This window comes from Streptomyces sp. IMTB 2501 (assembly GCF_001953885.1).
GTDB lineage: Bacteria > Actinomycetota > Actinomycetes > Streptomycetales > Streptomycetaceae > Streptomyces.
Genome location: NZ_MQUS01000002.1, coordinates 297,669 through 320,558 on the forward strand (window position 1 = coordinate 297,669; position 22,890 = coordinate 320,558).

18 protein-coding genes and 1 pseudogene are annotated in these 22,890 nt (G+C 71.3%); 13 read left to right on the forward strand and 6 right to left on the reverse strand.

Features of this window, described 5'->3' with window-relative positions; all coding sequences use genetic code 11:
• Nucleotides 1–215: 215 nt before the first annotated feature.
• From AV521_RS05590 to AV521_RS05600, 3 genes are all read right to left on the reverse strand, one after another.
• Complete coding sequence (locus AV521_RS05590) at nt 216–830, reverse strand: DUF998 domain-containing protein (RefSeq protein ID WP_076084245.1); 615 nt, start codon at nt 828–830, stop codon at nt 216–218.
• Nucleotides 831–980: 150 nt separating this feature from the next.
• Nucleotides 981–2,519, reverse strand: coding sequence for a protease pro-enzyme activation domain-containing protein (locus tag AV521_RS05595; protein ID WP_076084248.1), 1,539 nt, complete (start codon nt 2,517–2,519; stop codon nt 981–983).
• 129 nt (nt 2,520–2,648) lie between these two features.
• Nucleotides 2,649–4,667, reverse strand: a complete 2,019-nt coding sequence (locus AV521_RS05600) for a CHAT domain-containing protein (protein WP_076084252.1) — start codon at nt 4,665–4,667, stop codon at nt 2,649–2,651.
• Between the two features lie 148 nt (nt 4,668–4,815).
• Here AV521_RS05600 and AV521_RS05605 point away from each other — a divergent pair, with 148 nt between their 5' ends.
• On the forward strand, nt 4,816–5,361 hold the full coding sequence (locus AV521_RS05605; protein WP_076084255.1) for a type 1 glutamine amidotransferase domain-containing protein: 546 nt from the start codon (nt 4,816–4,818) through the stop codon (nt 5,359–5,361).
• 252 nt (nt 5,362–5,613) lie between these two features.
• On the forward strand, nt 5,614–5,889 hold the full coding sequence (locus tag AV521_RS05610; RefSeq protein WP_076084258.1) for a uracil-DNA glycosylase family protein: 276 nt from the start codon (nt 5,614–5,616) through the stop codon (nt 5,887–5,889).
• A gap of 292 nt (nt 5,890–6,181) precedes the next feature.
• Here the strand turns inward: AV521_RS05610 and AV521_RS05615 are convergent, their stop codons facing one another.
• A complete protein-coding gene (locus tag AV521_RS05615; protein WP_076084261.1) occupies nt 6,182–7,156 on the reverse strand; it encodes a hypothetical protein in 975 nt (324 codons plus the stop codon).
• A gap of 110 nt (nt 7,157–7,266) precedes the next feature.
• On the opposite strand from AV521_RS05615, the gene AV521_RS52575 reads away from it, so the two are divergent.
• The 5 genes and pseudogenes from AV521_RS52575 (at nt 7,267) to AV521_RS05635 (ending at nt 10,574) form a co-directional block, all read left to right on the forward strand.
• Nucleotides 7,267–7,392 (forward strand): hypothetical protein, encoded by a 126-nt coding sequence (locus tag AV521_RS52575; protein WP_371917001.1) that lies wholly within the window; start codon nt 7,267–7,269, stop codon nt 7,390–7,392.
• Between the two features lie 12 nt (nt 7,393–7,404).
• Nucleotides 7,405–7,600 (forward strand): annotated as a pseudogene (locus tag AV521_RS05620) (LLM class flavin-dependent oxidoreductase); the annotation flags it as partial.
• A gap of 522 nt (nt 7,601–8,122) precedes the next feature.
• A complete protein-coding gene (locus AV521_RS05625; RefSeq protein WP_256725444.1) occupies nt 8,123–8,593 on the forward strand; it encodes an STAS domain-containing protein in 471 nt (156 codons plus the stop codon).
• Nucleotides 8,594–8,717: 124 nt separating this feature from the next.
• Nucleotides 8,718–9,965: an ANTAR domain-containing protein gene (locus tag AV521_RS05630; protein WP_076084264.1), complete on the forward strand. Its 1,248-nt coding sequence runs from the start codon at nt 8,718–8,720 to the stop codon at nt 9,963–9,965.
• A 153-nt stretch (nt 9,966–10,118) separates the two neighbouring features.
• Nucleotides 10,119–10,574 carry an RpiB/LacA/LacB family sugar-phosphate isomerase gene (locus AV521_RS05635; RefSeq protein WP_076084267.1) on the forward strand — a complete coding sequence of 152 codons (456 nt, stop codon included), beginning with the start codon at nt 10,119–10,121 and terminating at the stop codon, nt 10,572–10,574.
• A gap of 63 nt (nt 10,575–10,637) precedes the next feature.
• Here AV521_RS05635 and AV521_RS05640 read toward each other — a convergent pair whose 3' ends face one another.
• Nucleotides 10,638–11,003, reverse strand: a complete 366-nt coding sequence (locus AV521_RS05640) for a DUF6479 family protein (protein WP_076084270.1) — start codon at nt 11,001–11,003, stop codon at nt 10,638–10,640.
• A gap of 163 nt (nt 11,004–11,166) precedes the next feature.
• Here AV521_RS05640 and AV521_RS05645 point away from each other — a divergent pair, with 163 nt between their 5' ends.
• From AV521_RS05645 to AV521_RS05670, 6 genes are all read left to right on the forward strand, one after another.
• On the forward strand, nt 11,167–12,345 hold the full coding sequence (locus AV521_RS05645; protein WP_076084273.1) for an acyl-CoA dehydrogenase family protein: 1,179 nt from the start codon (nt 11,167–11,169) through the stop codon (nt 12,343–12,345).
• A gap of 9 nt (nt 12,346–12,354) precedes the next feature.
• Complete coding sequence (locus AV521_RS05650; RefSeq protein ID WP_076084276.1) at nt 12,355–13,197, forward strand: oxygenase MpaB family protein; 843 nt, start codon at nt 12,355–12,357, stop codon at nt 13,195–13,197.
• Between the two features lie 100 nt (nt 13,198–13,297).
• Nucleotides 13,298–15,496, forward strand: a complete 2,199-nt coding sequence (locus AV521_RS05655) for a serine/threonine-protein kinase (RefSeq protein ID WP_076084279.1) — start codon at nt 13,298–13,300, stop codon at nt 15,494–15,496.
• A gap of 130 nt (nt 15,497–15,626) precedes the next feature.
• A complete protein-coding gene (locus AV521_RS05660; protein ID WP_076084282.1) occupies nt 15,627–17,192 on the forward strand; it encodes an NAD(P)/FAD-dependent oxidoreductase in 1,566 nt (521 codons plus the stop codon).
• 78 nt (nt 17,193–17,270) lie between these two features.
• The gene (locus AV521_RS05665) at nt 17,271–18,383 is read left to right on the forward strand and encodes a nitronate monooxygenase (RefSeq protein ID WP_076084285.1); all 1,113 of its coding nucleotides are present in this window, start codon (nt 17,271–17,273) and stop codon (nt 18,381–18,383) included.
• Nucleotides 18,380–19,930: an acyl-CoA synthetase gene (locus AV521_RS05670; protein ID WP_076084288.1), complete on the forward strand. Its 1,551-nt coding sequence runs from the start codon at nt 18,380–18,382 to the stop codon at nt 19,928–19,930. The genes AV521_RS05665 and AV521_RS05670 overlap by 4 nt, the downstream gene beginning before the upstream one ends.
• A gap of 32 nt (nt 19,931–19,962) precedes the next feature.
• On the opposite strand, the gene AV521_RS05675 is transcribed toward AV521_RS05670, so the two are convergent.
• Nucleotides 19,963–22,872 carry an AAA family ATPase gene (locus AV521_RS05675; protein WP_076084291.1) on the reverse strand — a complete coding sequence of 970 codons (2,910 nt, stop codon included), beginning with the start codon at nt 22,870–22,872 and terminating at the stop codon, nt 19,963–19,965.
• Between the last annotated feature and the right edge of the window lie 18 nt (nt 22,873–22,890).

The following is a 22,890-nucleotide window of genomic DNA, read 5'->3' on the forward strand; positions in this document are numbered from 1 at the left end:
GGCAGCTGCGGAGGCAGCCGAAGACGCAGCTGCCCTTCGCGTGCTCTGACCACCCATCATCGCCCCGGCTCCAGCCAACGCGACGGGGCCGACCCGACCCGAAGCGGACCATGACCCGCACAACCGAACCGCACGGCGCCATCGCCCGGCACACCGTCTACGGCCCCCGACCGACGGCCGACGGCCGACGGACGAGTGACGGGCTCTTCTGGAAATCAGCGATGCGGAAGCGGGCCTGCACGACGCGCCTCGACGGCGAGAAGGGTGAACCATGCGGCGACGGTGACGAGATGGACGCGCTGGGCGATGCCCTGGCCGCCGGGGTGACCCAGATAGGGGCCGACGGTCGCGATCGCTGATGCCATGGACACCGGTATCAGGTAAGGCACGAACCTTCCTGCGGCCGATCTGGAGCGGTCGAGGCCGGAGCGGCGCGCCGCAAGACCGAACAGTGCCATGGATGTGAACAGTGTGAACTCCACCAGGCCGCTGGTGACGGTGTGTTGAATGTTGTCGGGCGGGCAGGCGCGCTCCACCGAGGGCGCGCATTCCATCGGCAGCAACACGTCCAGGATGGAGCATCCGCCGAATGTGGCGACGGCGCTCCAGCCCGCGAGGGCCAGGCCGCACGGCGCGCAGCGCGCGGCCAGCACCGCCCCAGCAATCAGCACCAGGGCGCAGGCGAGCTCGACCGCGCCGAACAGCAGCTGGTGCGGCTGGTCCGTGGCGAAGGTCTCGCTGACGTAGGAGTTGGCCTGTGGGAGGCCAGTGGTCACGAAGAACTGCAGCAGCCAGTCGTTGTAGAGGACGGCCGCGACGCACAGCAGCACCGACGCGGCCGTCGAAGCCGCGCCCCACGCCAGACATCTCGTCAAAGCAACCTATTCCGTTGAACTCGCGCCGGTGCCGCTGCCATCCGAAGACGCGCGATCGCTACCGTACGCCTTGAAGGAGTTATGAATTGGTCCACTTTGTGGACATTATCCCTGAAGCGCCGTGAGCAATGCGGCTCCGTCGGGCACGCCCCGACCGGTGCAGGCGTCGTACCCCTTCTGGACCGGGTAACCCACTCCGGGAAGCGGGAAAGAGGCGTTGTCGTGGCCGGTGCTGATGTCGCTGAGGGCGCCGTTCCCGCCGTTCTGATAGAGCAGCGGTGTGAGGAAACGCTGCTGCTTGTCCGCCGGTAGCAGTGCGTCGATCCGCGTGATCAGGGCGGCCCACAGCGGGGTGGAGGCACTCGTGCCGCCGCTGGGCTTCGGACGGCCGTGGAGAACCAGGTCGTACCACGGTGGGCCGGCCAGGGCGGCGACATCGGGCACCACCCGTCCTGCCTTCGCGCCCTGGTTCAGGGAATCCACCCGGACGCTCCGCTGCCAGTCGGGACGGTCGAAGAGGACACTGACGCCGCCGCCGGTCGCGCCGCCGCCTCCGGCGCGTTCACCGGGAGCGATCCACCAGACCTCCTCATCGGTGCCGTTGATCATCGTGCCGCCCACGCTGAGCACGGAGGGACTGGTGGCCGGGTAGTTGACGTGGCAGCTCCTGTCGTTCATCTGGGCGCCCGAACCGTCGTCGCCGGACGAGACACAGACGGTGATGCCCAGTTCAGCCGCGGCAGCCAGCCGCTTTTCGAGCTCTGCGATTCCGACGTCCGCCCAGTCGGGGTCGTCCTCGGACGCCCCGTAACTGATGGAAAGTGCCACCGGCTTGTCCTGGAGGGTCTGGTCGAGCAAGTCGATCCAGCCCTTCTGGTCCCACGTGGTGAAGTAGACGGAGATCTGCGCCGCCGGAGCGAGACCGGCGACGATCTGGACGTCCATCATCACTTCCGGGAGGACGTCCTTGACCGCCTGTCGCTCCTGAGGCGGCAGCAGCTGGATGTCCTGCCAGGACCGCGGCGGGCGGTAACCGAGCTCCACGATCCGGACCTGTGCCTTCGGCAGTTTCTGCCTGGTGCTGAACATCTCCGTGTCGCTGTCGAGGTAGCCGCCGCCGAACTCGGCGATGCCGACGTGCCGGCCCTTCCCGTCACTGTCGGGGAAGTTGTACTGCTTCTCGAGGTCGGCAGGGGTGAGCGAGCCGAACGATCCCGTCCCGGCGAAGGCGGCGCGGCGGGCCATCCGGCGCTGGTCGAGGCCGAAGACGCCGGTCACGACGTCCTTGAGCTCGGCCGGAATCTTCAGCTCTCCCTCGCGTCCGCGGTAGTCGCCCTGCTGGTCGCTGTGGTAGATCCCCAGATCGGTCTGGAAAGCCTTGTTCATGGCCTCGACCGTGCCGCTCATGCCGAGGCTGCCCTGGGGGAGCTTGCTTTCGTCGGTGGTTCTGAGCCCGAACCTTCCGAGTACGGTCTTCGTCTTTTCGGCGTCCGCACGTCGTTGCTCCGGGTTCCTGTCGATGCCTGCTCCGCGCAGCGAGACAGTCACGCTGACGTCGTCCTGGGCTTCGGCATCCCGTACCCGCCGAACCCCGTGCTTGACGGGGCGTGCGCTGCCGGCAAGGAGAATATGCTGTTCGACCACTGATCGGTTCCCTTCACCTGATCCGCTGACATCGGACCTGGGGCCAGGCCCGACCTCTCGTCTGTAACCTGACCGCGCCTCGATCAAGCGACCGGACGTGCACAGTCGCCCAGAGGGAAGAAGGAGTCGTCATCGGTCGACCTCAGGGAGCAGGGTGCTGCGTACCACCTTGTCCTCACCCGCGCTGGCGAGGTACCGGCCGTCCGGATAGAACGCCAGGGCGTTCACGGAGCGGTGGTGCTTGAGCGTGAGCAGGGCCAGCCCTGTGTCGGCCCGCCACACGCATACGGTGCCGTCCGCGCTGCCAGTGGCGAACATGCTGCCGTCGGGACTGAAGGCCACCGACCTCTGACCACTCCTGTGCTCGACGTGGAAGAGCGGCGCCCAGGTCCCGGTCTCCCTGATCTGGGCGCTGTGGTCCTCGCTGCACGTGGCGACCTTCCGCCCGTCCGGGGAGAAAGCGACGCCGAGGACGAAATGCTTGTGCGGTATCTGCGCCCTCTGCCAGCCGGTGTCCGTGTCCCAGACATACGCCTTCTTGTCCTCGGACGCCGTGAGCAGCAGTTTCCCGTCCGGGCTGAACTTCACGTCCTTCACCGCGCGGGCATGGCGTATGGACAGGATGCGGCTCCCGGTGCTCAGATCCCAGACGCCGGCCATCGCGTCCGCGCTCCCCGTGGCCAGGCAGCGACCGCTGGGATCGAAGTCCACCGTGTTGACGAAATGATGGTGGGCCAGTTCGGCGACCAGGGCACCGGAGGCCATGTCCCAGACGCGGGCGAGGTTGTCCGTGCTGCCGATCGCCAGCTTTCCCCCGTCGGGACTGAAGGCGATCGCGTTCACCATGGTGCTCCACCCGCCGAGCCGCCGCTCCCACGTTGGCTCTCCGGTTACCACGTTCCAGACCCGTATCAGCTTCCGGGCGCCCGTGGCGAGCAGCCGCCCCTGGGGATGGACGGCCAGACTGACCACCCACTGCCCCGTGTCGATCTCCGGCCGTGGTGTGATGCCGGGGGAGGACGCCCTGGGGCGAGGCGGCATCTGCTCGGAAGGCGGCTTCTGCTGGGAAGGCTCGGAAGGCGGCTTCTGCTGGGAAGGCTCGGAAGGCGGCTTCTGCTGGGAAGTCTGGGAAGGCGGCTCCTGCTGGGAAGCCGGGGGCGGAGTTGCGGACGGGGGCCGGGGGATGGATCGCTCTTCGGAGCGCCTCGCGCCGCCCGCGTCCCACTGCAGCTGGTTGATCTCCTGGACCACGGTGCGCGGGGGAGTGGACGGCCGTGGGGAGGTGAGGTCGAAGAGCCGGGCGTCGCCGCTGCGCTGGTACAGGACGGGGGTGAAGCACTCGAGGCTGTCGTCCTTGTCGGCGCGCAGCGCGATACGCCCCGTGCGCACGGCCTCGTCGACCGGCCGGTTGGCGGCGAGGGCCTGGTAGAAGGCCCGGGCGAAGAGGACGGCCGCCTTGTCGGTCACCGCGAACTGCATGGCCACCACGGCCGGCACCGTGTACTCCAGCTCCGCCGCCGTGCTGGAGAACAGATCCTGTGACCGGGAGGTCCCGGTCTCGCAGCTGTTGAGTACGACGAGGCGGGGGGCGGGGTTGGCGACGCTGATGAGCGAGCCGAGCGCATCGGCGTGCAGCGGATCCGGCCGGCCCTGTTCGTCGGCGAAGAGGATCATTCCCTGGTGCCGGACGTCGTCGAACTGTCCGTGACCGGTGAAGTGGAAGATGTGACAGCCCCGGAGCAGAGCGTCGAACAGGTCCCGTTTGGTGTGCCCGGGCACCCAGTCGAGCCGCACCATCCCTTCGTTGATGAGCGGCTCGAGCGCGGTGCTCAGGCTCTCCTTCTCCGCGTCCGCGTCGAGTGCCCCCAGCGAGCCGGGAAGGGACACCATGCCCAGGATGCGCAGCGGCGGCGCCACGCGGAGCGGCGACACGGGCTCCAGGATCTCGACGTAGCGGATGATCGGGTGGTGCAGACACAGATAGCCGCCGAGCTTCGCGTCGTGCAGCAGTTCCCAGGGCAGTGCGGCGAGGTCCGGGGCGCGGACCCGCAGCACCATGCGCAGCCGCTGCCCGCGCTCCTGCGCCTTCTGCCTGCTGGACAGGTAGAGCGCCTTGATCGCGCTCTGGAACACGGCGTCGTACAGCATGGCTCCGGCCCCGGGCCTCCGCGACGGCACCGGACGCGGGGCACGACCCGGAATGGGCGGGAGCGACCCCGACGACCCCCTGGCGCGCGAGAACAAGGGGAACCGAGGACAACCAGGGAGGGCAATCAAGAAGGAGAGCCGGCCGATCATGCGTATCGCGTTTCTGACAGCGCCCCAAGGCGTCGAACAGGTGGAGCTCACCGAGCCCTGGCAGGCGGCCCTCGCGGCCGGACACGATCCGATGCTGGTGTCGACCAAGTCCGGGCAGGTGCAGGCCTTCCATCACCTCGACAAGGCGGACACGTTCACGGTGGACCAGGTCGTCGGCGACGTGTCCGCGGACTCCTTCGGCGGCCTGGTGCTGCCGGGCGGGGTCGCCAACCCGGACTTCCTACGGATGAATGACAAGGCTGTCGCGTTCGTAAAGGGGTTCTTCGACTCGGGACGGCCGGTCGCCGCGATCTGTCACGCACCCTGGACGCTGGTCGAGGCCGATGTGGTCCGGGGCCGGACTCTGACCTCGTGGCCGAGCCTGCGGACCGACATCCGCAACGCGGGCGGCACCTGGGTCGACGAGCAGGTGACGATCTGCGACCACGGCCCCAACACGCTGGTCACCAGCCGCAAACCGGACGATCTGAAGGCGTTCTGCGAGGCATACCTGGACGTGTTCGAGAAGGAGACGGCACGCTGACGAGCAAGGCTCCCTGCTCCAAGGACACAGGACGCAGGACACCGCGAGCGCGGAGTTCACGCGAGAGTTCATGGCCGCCGTAGTGGCATACCGTCACTGGGGCCGAGGCCCGGCGCGCCGCTGATCCGGCGCCGCCGCTCAACTGGCTCCGTGGGAATGACGCGACGGCTCCGGGGGGCATGACGCGACGACATTCCTGGGCCCGCGCGCGGGCCTGCCCGAGCTGCGGAAGGCGGCCGCGAGGTCTCAGGGATGCGCGGTGTACCGGGCGGCGACCCGGACGCGGGCGTCCTGCTCCTCGGTGAGCAGCCCGGGAACCAGGAGGACCGCCCGGGCAGACCGTTCGCCGGCGCCGCGGGCAAGGTGCTGAGGCGAGCCTCGCGAACGCGGGCATCGATCCGACACGGGTCTACGTCACCCACGTGGTCAAGCCGTTCGAGTTCAGGATCGCCGAAGGCCGCACACGCCGTATCCACAAGGCTCCAGCCCTGCACGCGAGTTGACGGCCCAGGGCGCGGCTCGGGGTGACGGACACGACGGCGTGGCAGTAATCGCAAGGGCGCCGGCCTCGACGCAGCGCGGAACCACGACGCCGATCGGCACCTGCCGGGCACCTGCAGGCGCCCCTGGATCCCGGAGCGGAGCGGGCCTCGGCGTCGGTCTCCCGGCGCAGAGCCGCGACCAGCCCGGTACCCCGGCGCAGCGGAGGCAACAGCGACCTGCCGGAGTACTCGGGCGTACGGACGAGTAGGGACCCGGGCTCGCCGTCGTCGGCGGTGCCGCAAGGCTCCACGCGGTGTCGGTCCTGGTCCGGCCAGGGTCAGGCGGGTACTCCTTCGCAGGCCATGAGGATCGTGGAGCGTGCCTGATGCCGGCGCTCGTAGTTCAGTACCCGCCGGGCGACACGCTCGGAGGCCTCACCGAGGCGCTTGCGGATCTCGTCCTCGTGCATGCCGTCGTAACCGGGCCACGGTTCGGGCCCGAGCAGGTCCGTGATCCTTCCGAGGATCGCGGGACGTGCCGCGTGAGAACGCTCGTAGGCGCCGACCGTGGCGAGATCCGTCTGGGACAGCTGCGGCAGCCGGTCGAGGACCATCCCGGCGCTGAGCCGTCGGTAGTCGGAAATCGGCAGCTCCGCTTCCGACATGAGGGCTCCGTCCGGCGTACCCCGGAGCCGATCCGATCCCGGCATGCGCTCGGCCGTTTCCCGTAGCCAGCGGCTCCATTCGCGCACCGCCCGGGCGGCGCCGCCGACGGCCGGGCTCTCGGCGGCCATGACCGCCGCTTCGGCATGCTGCTCCAGGCTGTTGCCGATCTCGTGCAGCGTCTCCTCGCCGTCGTGGCGAATCGAGCGCAGCAGTACTGAGCTGATGCCGTCCTGGGCCTTTTCGGCGATCCGTTCGGCCGCCCGGCAGATCGCCACCCCGAGGGCGGTGACCGCGTACTCGTCCTGGGCGTTGCTGAGCATCTGCTGCTCCGTCGCCGTTCCCCGGCCCCACACCAGGGCGTTCGGGACGGCCCGGGCCGTTTCCAGGGACAGCCGCGCCGCCTGTTCGGTGAAGTGCAGAACATTTCCGGCAAGCGTCTGTACGAGCCCTCGGGGGTTCAGAAAGTTCAGCCGTTCGTCGAGGAGGTACACATGGCCCCGGGCGTCCCCCATACGGCGCTCCAGGATCTCCCGGTACTCCCCGGCGGGGGTCACGGCGATATGGGCTCTGAAACGGTCGGCGAGCGCCGCTTCGGCCTCACGGACCTCACGCAGTGCCTGAACAAGCATGTCTGTGGCCACGGTCATCACGTTTCCTTCGGCTGGTGCGATGCTCGCAACGAACGGACCGGCAGACGGCCGGCCCGGCCTCCCTACGGTGTCCCGAAACGCGCGCCCCCGCATCTTGCGGAGCGCCGATGGAGCCGTGCCGACAGATTCCGCGCGTACCCATGCGCGCCCGGAACAGCGCGCGTCTCGTGCGCGCCCGGCTGGAGGAGGCCGGCTCCGACTTCTCGGTGACGTTCGACCGCACATCCCTCTGATGACGTACGTGTCCTGCGATGACGTATGTGTCCTGCCCGAAGATGCGTTACCACCCGGCGGTCGTCGCACAGAAGGCCGCGACTTATGCAGCTGCTGTCCTCCGGCCGGTTCAGGCTGGGGCCGGGCTCCGGAGAGAACCTCAACGAGCAGCCCGTGGGCGGTGGTTGGCCCTGCGCCGACGTACACGAGGAGATGCTCGCCGAAGCCGGCCACCGCCGTCGACGAGAGCGGCGGTGCGGAAGCCCTGCGGCGGGCGCACGAGCTGTTCCGCCGGTTCGGCGGCGGCCCCCTGCGTCGAGGCCGGCTTCACCGAGAGCGCCCTCGTCCAGTTCGGCGGCACTGCGCGGTTGCCCCACCTCACCTCGACCGGGCGGAGAAGACACTGCTGCCCGCGCTGCGCGAGCTCTGGGCGCATGAGGTGCCGTTGCCGTGGGCGACGGGGAGGCAAGGGAGGTGGGGGAGAGACGCGACGAGGTACGGCTGTCGCCGGGCGACTTGAGCCCGGCCCCGGGCCCGCTCCGGAGATGACACGGGGATGTGACCCGGGCCGCCGGGCGTCATTCCTGCATCGTCCGTGCATCTCACCCACACGGCGGTATCCCGGCTGAATAGCCCGGCCTGCGACACGCCCGAGGCGAATCGTTGCGTCAGGGGCGGGGCGGATGCACAGTGAAGCCCCGGTCAAGACGCGGCTGGCTGATCCTTCCCCACCCAGGAAGTCCGATCCCCATGGAAAACGGCCAGCTGTCGCGTGCCCGGACCCGCCCCGGCCGCCCCACCCCGCTGCTCACGCAGACCGTGCACGCGCACCGGCCCGAGACCGGCGCGGTCAGCGTCCTGAAGGCCCGGGGCACGGTCGACGCCTCCAACGCCATTGCGTTCTCCGAGGCGGTCGCCGAGCACATCGCCCATGCCGACCGGGCCGGCGAACTCCCCGTGCTGGACATGACCGAGGCGTACCTCGCCTGCGCGGCCGCGGTGCGGGCCGTGGACCGGGCGACCGCGGTCCTCGCCTTCTCCGGCCGTGTCCTGCCCGTCGTACAGCCCAGGCCGCATGTGCGGGAGACGCTGCGCACCGCGGGACTGCCGGGCATCCGGGTCTACGCCACGATGGCGTCCGTCCTGGCCGCCCTGAAATCCCTGTATGCCCCGCAGGCCCGAGGATGTGCGGGCCCACGGCCCGGCGGCCCCAGTTGGTGAGCCTGACGGGCCCGGACCCCGCCCGGCGCGGTGGATGGCGCGGCCGGGGGGCGGGCACCTACCGTGCACATGGGTCGGGAAGAGGCCCGTCGAGTTCCGCGCGACGTCATGTCCGGGTGATGCCATGAAACCCTCTTCCGCCCCGTCCGCCGCCCCGGCCCCGCTCGTCATCGAGTCGTCCGTCGTCGACGGACTGCCCGCCGAGGCTGCCCTGCTGCTGCGCATCTCCGGCAGTCTCGACGCCGCGGGAGCCCAGGCCTGGTCGGCGGAGTTGCGCGGCCACCTCGAACAGGCGGACCGCGCGGGCCTGCGGCCCGTCCTCGACATGGCGCATGTACAGCTCGGCGGCGCCGCGGTGCTGCACACGCTCAGCGAGACGGCCCGCTCGCGCACCGGCCGCCCGGACCTGATCATCGTCCGCGCCCGGCCCGGCGTGCGCGAGGCGGTGCACCTCGCCCGGCTGGACGGCGTCCGGCTCTACGCCACCCTCGACGAGGCACTGCGGGAACTGGCCCGCGCCGCTGCCCGCGTGGAGGACCTGCCTGACTGGCGCTCGCAGATGGCGGATCCGCTGCGGCCCAGTTACGAGGATCTCCGCAAGGAGGTCCGCGCACTGCGCGCCCGGGTGCGCACCGCCCCGGTCATCGGTATGGCCCAGGGCGTGCTCATGGTCCGCTACGGCCTGCCGGACTCCGGCACCGCCTTCCGGGCGCTGCGTGATGCCTCGCAGCGGTTCAACGTGCCGTTGCGTGTGCTCGTCTCCGCCGTGGTGGTGGCCCGGCCCCCGGCCGGCGAGGTCTGGTTCCCGGGCCGGCGCCCGCTGCCCGTGCCGCAGCTGCGCATCCTGGCCCGCGACGGCCGGGACCTCCGCTACCGGCGCCGGATGATCGACGCCGTACTGCACGAGGCGCTGGCCGTCGGGCGGGCCCCGGGCGGGTACGTGCGGTTCGTCGACCCCGCCGTGCACGCACTGATGCTGGAGACCCACCACGGCTGCGCCGACTCGTTCCTCGACCACCTCGTGCGCGGCCGCGACGAGGGCACGGCCGACGCCGTCGCCCGGCTGAGCGGGCGGCGGGTGTGCGTGCCCGACGTGGTTGCCGACGCGCGCCTCTGCGAGGAGTCCCGGCGCGTCCTGCTGACCACGGGAACGGCCGCCCTGCAGAGCACCCCTGTGCTGTCCGCGGCCGGCTCCTGCACCGGCGTGATCACCCTGCACTGGCCCGACGCCGGGCACCGGCCGACCGCCGCCCAGGCCGAGACCCTCGACGCGCTGGCCGCCGAGACGGCGGCCTGGCTGAGCTGGTACCACCGCTCGGTGCTCCTCGACGCCCTCGAACACGTCCACCGGACGGTGACCGGCTCGGCGTAGCGGGCCGTGCCCGCAGGGGCGCGTGGCTGTGACGGCATGCGGCTCCGCCGCGCGGCGCGCCCGGTCACAGAAACCCCGCACCCGCACACGACAAAGTGCCCCCGGCCAGATTCCGCACCCGGTCAAGGCGCCGCAGGCACTACGCTCGCCGGTATGCGGATCTCCGTCTCCTCCGACATGGACGAACCCGTGGCCCGTGTCCTCCTCGCCGAGCTACGGCGCCGTGGCCACGAGGTACGGACGCACGGCGCTCTGCGCCCCGGCGCGGACGCTCAGTGGGCGGTCTGCTCGGAGGCGGCCGCCCGGGACGTGGCCGACGGCGCCGCCGACCAGGCCGTGGTGTGCTGCTGGACCGGCACCGGCGCCTCCATCGCCGCCAACAAGGTGCCCGGCGTACGCGCGGCGCTGTGCGCGGACGCCGTGACGGCGGACGGCGCGCGCCGCTGGAACGACGCGAACGTCCTCGCGCTGAGCCTGCGCCTGACCTCCGAACCGCTGCTGAAGGAGATCCTCGACGCCTGGTTCGCCGGCGAGCCAAGCCGGGACCCCGAGGACCGGCAGAACGTGGCCCGCGTCGGCCGCCTGGACGCCGTCCGGGAGAACTCCTAGAGGCGTACGGCGGCCCGGCGCGGGCCGGGGCTGTCGGATGACGGGGTCGGATCGGCCGGGGGATCAGTGGGCGCCGAGTCCGCCGCCACCGAACGAGCCGCTGGAACCCCGGCTCCAGCGCGGCCGCTCCTTCGACGCGCTCGGCTTGGTGTCCTGGTTGCTCAGCTCGTACGGGGTGAGTGGACGGCCGCCCTTGGGGATCACGGGGACCTCCTGGGACTCCCTGTTCTCCCGCACTTCGCGCACCGGTCCCTCCGGCGGCAGCTTGGGCTGCTCCTCGGGGCTCGGCCGCGGGGATTCGCGGTACTTGACCCGGGAGGTCATCCAGAAGCCGCCGGCGAGAAACGCGAGTACACCCACGGCCACGACGAACAGGACGAGGCTCATCAGGCCGCTAGCTGCGGCCAGCTGCGTCGATGCGGTACTCATAGGACAGGAATACCCCACTCAAACCCGGGCGAACCAGACACAATGCGTGACCGGCGACGCACAGGCGGCGACGGAATTCGTCCCGGGCGTGTCATTCCCTATTTCTGAAACACGTTCTACGGTGTGCGCCGTCAGGACCGCCCTTGGGGAGCCTGGAGGCGCCGTGCATCTCGACCACACGCCCGAGCAGCAGCGACTGCGCGCCGAACTGCGCGCCTACTTCGCACAGCTGGTCCCGGACAACGCCTACGCCCGGTACGCCGACCCGGCCGCGCAGAAGCGGTTCTACCGCGACACCATCCGCCGGCTCGGCACGGACGGCTGGCTCGGCGTCGGCTGGCCCGAGGAGTACGGCGGGCGCGGCATGACGGCGATGGAGCAGTTCATCTTCTTCGACGAGGCCGCGCAGGCCGGCGTACCGCTGCCGCTGATGGCGCTGAACACGGTCGGCCCGACGCTCATGCGGTACGGCACCGACGAGCAGAAGGCGTACTTCCTGCCGCGCATCCTCTCCGGCGAGATCGACTTCGCCATCGGCTACAGCGAGCCCGACGCCGGCACCGATCTGGCCGCCCTGAAGACCAGGGCCGTACGCGACGGCGACCACTATGTGGTCAACGGGCAGAAGATCTGGACCACCAACGGCGACACCGCGGACTGGGTGTGGCTGGCCGCCCGCACCGACCCCGCCGCCCCACCGCACAAGGGCATCACCATGCTGCTGGTGCCGACCGCCGACCCCGGCTACTCCTGCACGATGATCAACACTCTCGCCTCGCACGACACCACCGCGAGCTACTACGAGAACATCCGCGTCCCCGTCGCCCGGCGCGTCGGCGAGGAGAACCAGGGCTGGCGGCTGATCACCAACCAGCTCAACCACGAACGCGTCACCCTCGCCGCACACGGGACGATGGCCGTCCGCGCCCTGCACGACGTGCAGCGCTGGACGCGGGAGACCAAGCTCGCCGACGGCCGCCGGGTCGCCGACCTGCCCTGGGTGCGCCGGCTGCTGGCCCGCGCCCACACCCGGCTCGACGCGATGAAACTCATGAACTGGCAGATGGTCACGGCCGTCCAGGACGGCACGCTCACCCCGCAGGACGCCTCCGCCGTGAAGGTCTACGGCTCCGAGGCCCGCCGCGACGCCTACGCCTGGCTCATGGAGATCGTCGCGGCCGCGGGCTCGCTGAAGGAGGGTTCGGCGGGCGCCGTCCTGCACGGCGAACTGGAACGCGGCTACCGCTCGGCCGTCATCTTCACCTTCGGCGGCGGCAACAACGAGATCCAGCGCGAGATCATCTCCTGGATCGGCCTGGGGATGCCGAGGGTACGGCGCTAGCCTGCGGGCATGGGTGACCCCGGGCTCTTCACGCCGAACTCCGTGACCTGGCAGATGCACGGCGACCCCATGATGTGGGTCGCCGGTGTCCGCGCGCTCTATCTCCAGGCCCTGCACCCGCGGGCGGTCCGCGGTGTCCTGCAGAACTCCGACTTCCGCCGCGACGCCTGGGGCCGGCTCATGCGGACGGCCAACTTCGTCGGTACGACGACGTACGGCACCAGCGAGGCCGCCGAGCGGGCCGGTACCCGCGTGCGCAAGATCCACAGCATGCTGACGGCGACCGACCCGGACACGGGCGAGCGGTACGGTGTCGGTGAACCCGGGCTGCTGCTGTGGGTGCACTGCGCGGAGATCGACTCCTATCTGCATGTGCTGCGCCGCTCCGGCTTTCCGCTCACCGACGCCCAGGCCGACCGGTACATCGCCGAACACCGGGTCAGCGCACGCCTGGTGGGACTCGACCCGGAGTCCGTACCGGCGAGCCGGGCCCAACTCGCCGCGTATTTCGAGAAGGTTCGGCCGGAGCTGACCGCGGGACCCGAGGCACGCGTCGTCGACGACTTCCTGCTCCGTCCGCCGACGCACCTGCTCCTCATACCGGCGCGCGAGGTGCTGTGGCGGCGCGTGGCGCAGTTGGCGTACGCCGCTCTGCCTCCGTACGCCCATGAGCTGTACGGCAGACCGGCCCCCGCACCCGCCGTCGTCACCCGCCGGCTGCGGGCCACGGGCGCCCTTCTGCGCCGCGTTCCCGCACGTGTGCGCTGGCAGCTGCCGCCCAAACACATCCTGCGGGCCATGGCGAGGCTCGGCCCACAGGCGCGTCCGGCACCGTACAAAGTCGGACGATAGGCCGCCATACTGGGCGAGCAGGGGTGGGGCGCGGTGCGGCCGGGGGGCCCGCGGCGGCCTCCCGGCGGCGGGGGGACGGCGACGGGGGCGGCGGATCGCTATGGGGGAGAACAGCCTGGTTCAGGGCCGGTACCGGCTGCTCGACCTGATCGGGCGGGGCGGCATGGGCGAGGTGTGGCGGGCCCGGGACGAGTCCCTGGGCCGGCACGTCGCGGTGAAGTGCCTCAAGCCGCTCGGTCCGTACCGCGATCCGTCCCTCACCCGCGTCCTGCGGGAGCGGTTCCGCCGCGAAGCCCGGGTGGCCGCCGCACTCTCGCACCGCGGTGTGACCGTCGTGCACGACTTCGGCGAGTCCGACGGGGTCCTCTTCCTGGTGATGGAGCTGCTGGAGGGTCGTGACCTGAGCCGGCTGCTGGAGGACAACAAGGGGCACCCGCTGCCCGTCGACGATGTGCTGGACATCGCCGCCCAGATCGCCGCCGCCCTCGCTTACACCCATCAACAGGGCGTGGTCCACCGCGACTTGAAACCGGCCAACATCCTGCGGACGACCGACGGCACCGTGAAGATCTGCGACTTCGGCATAGCCCGCCTCGGCCACGACATCGGCTTCACCACCCGGCTGACCGGCACCGGAGTGGCCCTCGGAACCCCGCACTACATGTCCCCGGAACAGATCGTCGGCGGCGAGGTCGACCGGCGCAGCGACCTGTACTCACTGGGCTGCGTGCTGTACGAAATCGCCACCGGGGCACCGCCGTTCGACCTGGAGGACGCCTGGGCGGTCCTCATCGGCCACCGCGACACCCCGCCCCGGCCCCCACGTGAACGACGCCCGGAGCTGCCCGGCCGTCTCGACGAGATCATCCTCGGCCTGCTGGCCAAAGATCCCGAGGAACGGCCGTACGACGCGGGGGAGCTGGTCCGCCGCATTCGAGACGGGCGCGCAACGACCTCCTCCGTCAAGGCCCTACGGCCCGCGCTCCCCGACGCCGGAGTGCGGCTGCCGTCCTGGACCCGGGGCATGGCCACCGGCCACAAGGCGCTCGGTCCCGGGCCCGGCGCGCTGCCCACGGATCCCGGGGCGGCCCTGACCGGCCGGTGGGACGCCCCGGCCGCCGGCGCCGCGGTGACCGTGCTCCCCGCCGCGCCCCTGGAAGCCCTCGCCGCTCTCGCCGTCCGGCACCGCGAAGGTGTCCGACTGGCCGGGCTCGGCCGGTGGGCCGCGGCGGGCGAGGCACACCGGGCCGTGGCCGCCGAGCGGGCCACGCTGCTCGGCCCCGACCATCCCGAGACCCTGGCGAGCCGCTACGAGACCGCCTTCGCCCTGGTCCGCGTCGGCCGCGTCGCCGAGGCTCTGGCCGCCTACACGGACCTCGCCGAGGCCAGAGCGCGCGTGCTCGGCGCCGACCATCCCGACACCCTCGCCGCCCGCCAGGAGACGGCCTATGCGCTGGGGCGGCTGGGCCGGCACTTCGAGGCCCACCAGGTGTACGCGGAGGTGCTGGCCGCCCGGGTGCGCGCCATGGGCCCCGACCACCCCGACACCCTGCGCTGCCGCCACAACCTCGCCTGCACCCTCGGCAGGCTCGGCCGTCTGGAGGACGCCTGCCGCGTGGCCCAGGAGGCGGCCGCCGCCCGGGCCCGGGTGCTCGGTCCCGACCACCCCGACACCCTGGTCTCGCGCTGTGAAGTCGCCTATGTCCAGGGCCAGTCGGGCCGCTGGGAGGAGGCGCTGGGCATCTACCGCGAGGTCGCCGGGTCCCGGGCGCGTGTCCTCGGCGCCGACCATCCCGACACCCTCGCCGCCCGCTACGAGACCGCCCTCAGCCTCGGCCGGCTCGGCCGCAGCGCGGACGCCCTGCGCCTGTACCGGGAGCTGATCGTGGACCGCACCCGCGTACAGGGCCCCACCCACCCCGACACGCTCCGGGCCCGGCACGGCCTCGGGGTCAACCTCGGACGGCTGGGCCGGTGGGAGCATGCCCTGGCCGAGGCGCGGGACGTCTGCCTGCTCCGCGAGCAGACCCTGGGGCCCGCCCACCCGGACACGCTCGTCAGCCGCCGCGAGGTCGCGGTCGCCCTGGGCTGGCTGGGCCGCTGGGCGGAGGCCCTCGTCGAGTACCGGCGGGTCACCGCCACCCGCGAGCAGATCCTCGGCCCGGACCACCCGGACACGCTCGCCGGCCGCAGCGACGAGGCCCACTGCCTGGAGCGGCTCGGCCGGGGCGCCGAGGCCGGCGAGCTGTACCGCAGGGTCGCGGTGGTCCGCCGGCGCGCAGCGTCCGACGGCGCCTGACCATGGCCGGGGCGAAGTCGCCTGACCACGGCCGGGGCGGATGCGCCCGACCACGGCCGGGGCGGCGGCGCGTGACCGCCGTCGAGGCCCACCTCTGGCCGCCGTGGATCATCACGTGTTACGAAGAACCATGCCTGCCAACGCGCACACCCGCACCTACGACGCCGTCATCGTCGGCGGCGGACACAACGGCCTGGTCGCCGCCGCCTACCTGGCCCGGGCGGGCCGCTCGGTGCTGGTGCTGGAACGGCTGGACCACACCGGCGGCGCCGCCGTCTCCACCCGTCCGTTCGCCGGTGTCGACGCCCGGCTGTCGCGCTACTCCTACCTGGTCAGCCTGCTGCCGCAGAAGATCGTCCGCGACCTCGCGCTGGACTTCCGGGTCCGCGCCCGCACCGTCTCGTCGTACACCCCGGCCGAGCGGGACGGCCGGCCCACCGGACTCCTCGTCGGCGGTGGCGAGCAGCGCACCCGGGACGCCTTCGCCCGGCTGACGGGTGGCGAGCGCGAGTACGCGGCCTGGCAGCGCTTCTACGGCAGGACGGCGCGCGTCGCCGAGCGCGTCTTCCCGACCCTCACCGAGCCCTTGCCGAGCCGCGACGAACTGCGCCGCCGCATCGACGACGAGACCGCCTGGCGGGCCCTGTTCGAGGAACCGATCGGCGTCGCCGTGGAGGAGAACTTCGCCGACGACCTGGTCCGGGGCGTGGTCCTCACCGACGCCCTCATCGGCACCTTCGCCGACGCCCACGACCCCTCGCTCGTCCAGAACCGCTGCTTCCTCTACCACGTCATCGGCGGTGGCACCGGCGCCTGGGACGTTCCCGTCGGCGGCATGGGCGCCCTCACCGACGCGCTGGCCGCCGCGGCCCGTTCGGCGGGTGCGGTCATCGAGACCGGGCACGAGGCGGTCCGCATCGCCACCGACGGAGACACCGCCGAGGTCACCTATCGCACGGCCGACGGCGAGGGCGTCGCCGCCGCCCGGCACGTCCTCGTGAACGCCTCCCCGCAGGAACTGGCCGTCCTGACGGGGGATCCGTCACCCGAGCCCGCCGAGGGCGCCCAGCTCAAGGTCAACATGCTGCTCACCCGGCTGCCGAAGCTGCGCGACCCGGCCGTCGACCCGCGGGAGGCCTTCGCCGGCACCTTCCACATCGCCGAGGGCTACCGGCAGCTCGCCACCGCCCACGCCCAGGCGGCCGCCGGTGAACTCCCCACCGCGCCGCCCTCGGAGATCTACTGCCACTCCCTGACCGACCCGACCATCCTCGGCCCCGACCTCGCCGCGCGCGGCTACCAGACGCTCACCCTGTTCGGCCTGCACGCCCCGGCCCGGCTCTTCGACCGGGACAACGACGCCGTACGCGAGGAACTGTTGAAGGCCACCCTCGCCCAACTCGACGCCCACCTCGCCGAGCCTCTCGCCGACTGCCTGGCCACCGACGCCGACGGCCGCCCCTGCATCGAGGCGAAGACCCCGCTCGACCTGGAACGGGACCTGCGGCTGCCCGGCGGCAACATCTTCCACCGCGCCCTGTCCTGGCCCTACGCCCAGCAGGACACGGGCCGTTGGGGAGTGGAGACCCGGCACCCGAACGTCCTGCTGTGCGGCGCGGGCGCGGTGCGCGGGGGAGGGGTGAGCGGGGTGCCGGGGCACAACGCGGCGATGGCGGTGCTGGAGGCCGGCGCGTAACACCGCCACCGGCAAAAGAATCTGACGGAACGTCAGAAAGCTCTTCCGTCGTCACGCCGGCTGCGGCATCCTGCGCCCATGCAGACGGAGCTGAGCAGGACACTGGGAGTCGAGCACGCCGTCTTCGGCTTCACGCCGTTCCCCGCCGTCGCCGCGGCCATCAGCCGGGCCGGCGGCTTCGGAGTGCTCGGCGCGGTCCGCTACACCGCCCCCGACGACCTCAAACGTGACCTCGACTGGATCGACGCCCATGTCGGCGACCGGGCCTACGGGCTGGACGTGGTGATGCCCGCGAAGAAGGTGGAAGGTGTCACCGAGGCCGACGTGGAGGCGATGATCCCGGAGGGACACCGGCAGTTCGTGCGCGAGACCCTCGCCAGGCACGGCGTCCCCGAGCTGGCCGAGGGCGAGGCGTCCGGGTGGCGTATCACCGGCTGGATGGAGCAGGTCGCCCGCACCCAGCTCGACGTCGCCTTCGACCATCCCATCCGGCTCCTCGCCAACGCCCTCGGCTCCCCGCCCGCCGACATTGTCGCCCGTGCGCACGATCGGGGGGTGCTGGTCGCGGCCCTCGCGGGCAGCGCCCGGCACGCCCGCAAACACCAGGAGGCGGGCATCGACATCGTGGTCGCCCAGGGTTACGAAGCCGGCGGCCACACGGGTGAGATCGCCACCATGGTGCTCACCCCCGAGGTCGTGGAGGCGGTCGACCCCCTGCCCGTGCTGGCGGCCGGAGGCATCGGCAGCGGCCAGCAGGTGGCGGCCGCCCTCACACTTGGCGCGCAGGGTGTGTGGCTCGGCTCTATATGGCTCACCACCACAGAGGCCGATCTGCATGCGCCCGCCCTGACCCGCAAACTTCTCGCCGCCGGTTCCGGTGACACGGTCCGCTCCCGTGCCCTCACCGGCAAACCCGCACGCCAGCTCCGTACCGAGTGGACCGACGCCTGGGACGACCCGGCCGGACCCGGCACCCTGCCCATGCCGCTGCAGGGCCTGCTGGTGGCCGAGGCGGTCTCCCGGATCCAGAAGTACGAGGTCGAACCCCTGCTCGGTACCCCGGTCGGCCAGATCGTCGGCCGGATGAACAGCGAACGCAGCGTCCAGGCCGTCCTCGACGACCTCACCCGCAGCTTCGAACGAGCCGTGGACCGCGTCAACCGCATCGCCGGAAGGAGCGGCCAGTCGTGAGCACACCCCCCGCCGGATTCTGGGCCCAGGCCGCCCAGCACCCCGCCCGCACGGTCCTCGTCGCCCCCGACGGCGAGGAGTGGACTGCCGGACGACTGCACGGCGCCGCCAACCGGCTCGTCCACGGGCTGCGCGCGGCCGGTTTGGAGCGCGGCGACGTCTTCGCCGTCGTCCTGCCCAACGGCGTCGAGTTCGTCACCGCCTATCTGGCCGCCAGCCAGGCCGGCCTCTATCTGGTTCCGGTCAACCACCACCTGGTCGGCCCCGAGATCGCGTGGATCGTCGCCGACTCCGGCGCCAAGGTGCTCATCGCCCATGAGCGGTTCACCGACGCCGCCCGCGCCGCCGCCGACGAGGCGGGCCTGCCCGCCACTCACCGTTACGCGGTCGGCGAGGCCGACGGCTTCCGGCCGTACGCCGGGCTCCTCGACGGACAACCGGAGTCGCCGCCCGCCGGCCGCGAACTCGGCTGGGTCATGAACTACACCTCCGGTACGACGGGACGCCCGCGCGGCATCCGCCGCCCGCTGCCCGGCAAGGCGCCCGAGGAGGCGTACCTGGGCGGCTTCCTCGGCATCTTCGGCATCAAGCCGTTCGACGACAACGTCCACCTGGTCTGCTCGCCGCTCTACCACACGGCCGTCCTGCAGTTCGCGGGCGCGTCCCTGCACATCGGCCACCGGCTGGTGCTGATGGACAAGTGGACCCCCGAGGAGATGCTCCACCGCATCGACACCCACCGGTGCACCCACACCCATATGGTTCCCACCCAGTTCCACCGTCTGCTGGCCCTCCCGGACGAGGTGAAGGCCCGCTACGACGTCTCGTCCATGCGGCACGCCATCCACGGCGCCGCCCCCTGCCCGGACCACGTCAAACGCGCCATGATCGACTGGTGGGGGCACTGCGTGGAGGAGTACTACGCGGCCAGCGAGGGCGGCGGCGCCTTCGCCACCGCCGAGGACTGGCTGAAGAAGCCCGGCACGGTCGGCAAGGCCTGGCCCATCAGCGAACTCGCGGTCTTCGACGACGACGGCAACCGGCTCCCGCCCGGCGAACTCGGCACTGTCTACATGAAGATGAGCACCGGCGGCTTCTCGTACCACAAGGACGAAGGCAAGACCCGCAAGAACCGCATCGGCGACTTCTTCACCGTCGGCGACCTCGGCTACCTTGACGAGGACGGCTATCTCTTCCTCCGCGACCGCAAGATCGACATGATCATCTCCGGCGGGGTCAACATCTACCCGGCCGAGATCGAGTCCGTGCTGCTCTCCCACCCGGCCGTCGCCGACGCGGCCGCCTTCGGTATCCCGCACGACGACTGGGGTGAGGAGGTCAAGGCCGTGGTCGAACCCGCGCCCGGCAACGACCCCGGCCCGGCCCTCGCCGCCACCCTGCTCGACCACTGCGCGAGCCGACTCGCCGGCTACAAGCGGCCCAAGAGCGTCGACTTCATCACCGAGATGCCCCGCGATCCGAACGGCAAGCTGTACAAGCGGCGGTTGCGGGAGCCGTATTGGGTGGGGCGTACGCGGGCGGTGTGACCCGGCCCCGCACAGGGTCCGCGATCCGAGCCTCAATGGCCATAGTGCCGGTGAGGAAGACTCTCCAGGGACCTGGCGAGACCGGCGGCGTCGGTACCTATCTTGCGGTAGACGCTGGAAAGCAACTGCCGCACGCCCTGCTCGGTGAGGTGCAGCTCCTTGGCGATCACTTCCACGGACTGTCCTTGTACGGTCAGTTCGGCGGTACGGCGTTCCTGAGTGGACAGCGTGTCCGCCTGCGCATACCGCAGGGGCAGCGGACGCATTCCGGCCGCCGAGAGTTCCGCCCTGGCCCGGGCTGCGAGTGCCTCGGCCCCGCAGTGGACAGCTCCTTCCAGTCCCTGGTAGAGCCGATCGGCGGCCTCCTGCAGCCGCCCGTCGCGGGACAGGGCCGCGCCGTGGCCGATCTGGGCGCGGGCGAGCTCGTACGCGGCGGGCGACTGCTCCAGGTGGTCCACGGCCTCCGCGTACAGGCCGAGCGCCGCCGGCCCGCCGGTCACCTCGGCGAGAGTGTGCAGAGCCTGGCCGATGGTGGAGGCGGCGCCGAAGTCCCGGGCGCGCTTCACGGCGTCCCGGGCCTGGCCGACTGCCTCGTCCGGAGCGGAGCGGACCAGCGCGGAGGCGAGATGCAGCTGCCATGGGCACCAGGCCGGGTTCCGCCAGGCCCGTTTGTCCAGCCAGTCTCCGACCGAGGACAGCAGCGATGCTGCTTCGGCGTGGCGTCCCTCCGCCAGGAGCAGTTCCGCGTACACGGTGCGTGGGTCGGGATAGATGACGGCGTTCGGGATCATGTCACCGAAGTGGTGCTCGTCGGCGAGAGCGCGGGCTTCGGTGACGCGCCCTCGGGCGAGCAGGGTCTGGATGAGGATGCTGACACCGAACAACTGGGCGGCAACGACCCCTTCCACCTTGTCGGCGATGCGCAGACCTTCCCGCACCAGGTCTTCGGCTTCGGCAAGACAGCCCCGGCGGTAGCGGACGTAGCCGGCGATGGTCTGGCCGAAGGCCAAGTGGGAGCCGTGCCATCCTTTGCCTGCGCACTCGGCGATCCCCTTCTCGAACAACTCCTCGGCCCGTCGCGGCTGGTCGCCGTACATGAACACCAAGGCGACCGAAAGTGGAACCTCGAAGCCCCGGTTCTCGTCGGTCCAGCTCATGCCGCCGCGCAAGGCCTTCTCGGCATACGCGAGGGCGGTCTGCCGCGGTTCGCCGCGCTTTGCGGCATCCCAGGCCCGCAGTCCCAGGATGTAGCGCTCCTCCAGGCTGCGACCGGGCAACTGCTCGGCCAGACGTGCCAGTGTCCGGGAGCGGGCGGGTGAGTCGGGGTCGTCGGTGCGGACCATGCTCCATACGAACTGATCGGCCTGCAGGCGCAGTTTGACGCGCGGGTTCGGGGCCTGCTTCGCCTCCTCGGCGGCCACGGCCACCGCCTCGGCCAGCTGATCGGTGTGGGCCAGCGCCGTCGTCAGCCGATAGACGATGGAGGCGCGGAGATCGGGGTCGACGTCGGGCTCCTCCAGAGCCTGGCGGAGATGCCTCACCGTGGCCGTGGGCTCGATCAGGAAGGTGGCGCACCCGAGTTCGTGAAGGAGCGCGGCACGGTCCTCGGGCAGGGGCGGCTCCTGCAGCGCGCGGGTCAGCAGACGCCCGGCGGCCTCGGTCGCCCCGGCGCGAAGGTACTCGCGAGCCGCCTCACGCAGACAGGCGACCGTCTCGGGACTGCCCTCGCACGGGACCTCCAGCAGATGCCGGGCGGCGGCGGTGGGGCCGTATCCCGCGGCCAGCACGGTCTGCGCGGCGGTGTTGTGCAGACCGACCCGGAAACCCGTGCGGATGGAACGGTAGATCGTCGTGGCGATCAGTGGGTGAAGGAACTCCAGCTCGCCCTCGGGGCCGTGGCGGTCGGCCAGGATCCGGGCCGCGCGCAACGCCTGGGTCGCCTCGGCGACGGCCTCGTCGCCCAGCACCGCGATGGTTGCGGCGAGCTGAGGTGAGAAGGGCGAACCCAGTACGGCGGCGGTCTGTGCAAAGCGGATGGTCGCCGTGTCGAGCCGTTCCAGCCGCTCGATGAGTCCCGGGCCTTTGATCGCCGCAGCGAGCTCACGCATCGTGGGCAGGTCGTGCTCGGTGCCGCGCAGTTTCCGCTCGGCGAGTCCGATGGCCAGCTCCACCGCTTCGAAGGGGCTGCCACCGGTGGCCGACCAGCATTCCTTGCAGAACCGGTCGTCAGCTTCCTCCCCGATCTCATTCCGGACGATCTGCGCCACGCCGTCGGCGGTAAGGTGCGCCAGATCGTGGGGGCGGTCCCCTCCGAGGAGCGTGCGCAGCTCGCCCGTTTCGGACGGCAGTTCCTCGGGCCGGTAGGCGACCACGATGAGCAGGGGAAGGTCATCGACCCGTGACGCGAAGGAAGCGAGCCAGCTCAGGGACTCGGCGTCTGCCCAGTGCAGGTCGTCCAGGAGCAGCACGGCGGGTGCCTTCTTCACCGTGAGCCGCGTCATGACCCAGTCGAGCCCTTCGCGGACCCCGGTCGGGTCCGGTGCGGGGGCGGGGCCCCTCGCTTCGAGGCCGAGAACGGCGGCCATGATGTCGTACCAGGTACCCAGGAAGGCGCGGAGTTCTGCTCCGTCCATCCTCGCCAACGAGGGCTGCACCAGTTGGCGTACCACGCGGAACGCCGACCCCTGCTCCGTCTCTCCACCCCTGCCCGACAGCACGGTCAATCCGTACGCGGCAGCCCGGTCACGTGCCTCCGTGATCAGCGCCGTCTTGCCCAGTCCGGCCGAACCGCTGAAGGCGAGCAGCCCCCTGTGCCTTGTTCGCGGCGCGCCGTCCGTGGTGCGTCGTAGCTCGCGGAAGGCGGCGTCGAGGACCTGAAGTTCCCGTCGGCGCTCGATCAGCGTCCCTTGCTCCATGATCGGTTGCCGCGGCTCCATCGCCATGTGCGATACCGCCTTTTG

Bases quoted from the DNA above. Each gene is read 5' to 3' on its own strand.
- AV521_RS05600 (WP_076084252.1), bottom strand. From the start codon at position 4,667: ATGCTGTACGACGCCGTGTTCCAGAGCGCGATCAAGGCGCTCTACCTG.
- AV521_RS05605 (WP_076084255.1), top strand. From the start codon at position 4,816: ATGCGTATCGCGTTTCTGACAGCGCCCCAAGGCGTCGAACAGGTGGAG.
- AV521_RS05610 (WP_076084258.1), top strand. From the start codon at position 5,614: ATGCGCGGTGTACCGGGCGGCGACCCGGACGCGGGCGTCCTGCTCCTC.
- AV521_RS05615 (WP_076084261.1), bottom strand. From the start codon at position 7,156: ATGACCGTGGCCACAGACATGCTTGTTCAGGCACTGCGTGAGGTCCGT.
- AV521_RS52575 (WP_371917001.1), top strand. From the start codon at position 7,267: ATGGAGCCGTGCCGACAGATTCCGCGCGTACCCATGCGCGCCCGGAAC.
- AV521_RS05625 (WP_256725444.1), top strand. From the start codon at position 8,123: ATGGAAAACGGCCAGCTGTCGCGTGCCCGGACCCGCCCCGGCCGCCCC.
- AV521_RS05630 (WP_076084264.1), top strand. From the start codon at position 8,718: ATGAAACCCTCTTCCGCCCCGTCCGCCGCCCCGGCCCCGCTCGTCATC.
- AV521_RS05635 (WP_076084267.1), top strand. From the start codon at position 10,119: ATGCGGATCTCCGTCTCCTCCGACATGGACGAACCCGTGGCCCGTGTC.
- AV521_RS05640 (WP_076084270.1), bottom strand. From the start codon at position 11,003: ATGAGTACCGCATCGACGCAGCTGGCCGCAGCTAGCGGCCTGATGAGC.
- AV521_RS05650 (WP_076084276.1), top strand. From the start codon at position 12,355: ATGGGTGACCCCGGGCTCTTCACGCCGAACTCCGTGACCTGGCAGATG.
- AV521_RS05655 (WP_076084279.1), top strand. From the start codon at position 13,298: ATGGGGGAGAACAGCCTGGTTCAGGGCCGGTACCGGCTGCTCGACCTG.
- AV521_RS05660 (WP_076084282.1), top strand. From the start codon at position 15,627: ATGCCTGCCAACGCGCACACCCGCACCTACGACGCCGTCATCGTCGGC.
- AV521_RS05665 (WP_076084285.1), top strand. From the start codon at position 17,271: ATGCAGACGGAGCTGAGCAGGACACTGGGAGTCGAGCACGCCGTCTTC.
- AV521_RS05675 (WP_076084291.1), bottom strand. From the start codon at position 22,872: ATGGCGATGGAGCCGCGGCAACCGATCATGGAGCAAGGGACGCTGATC.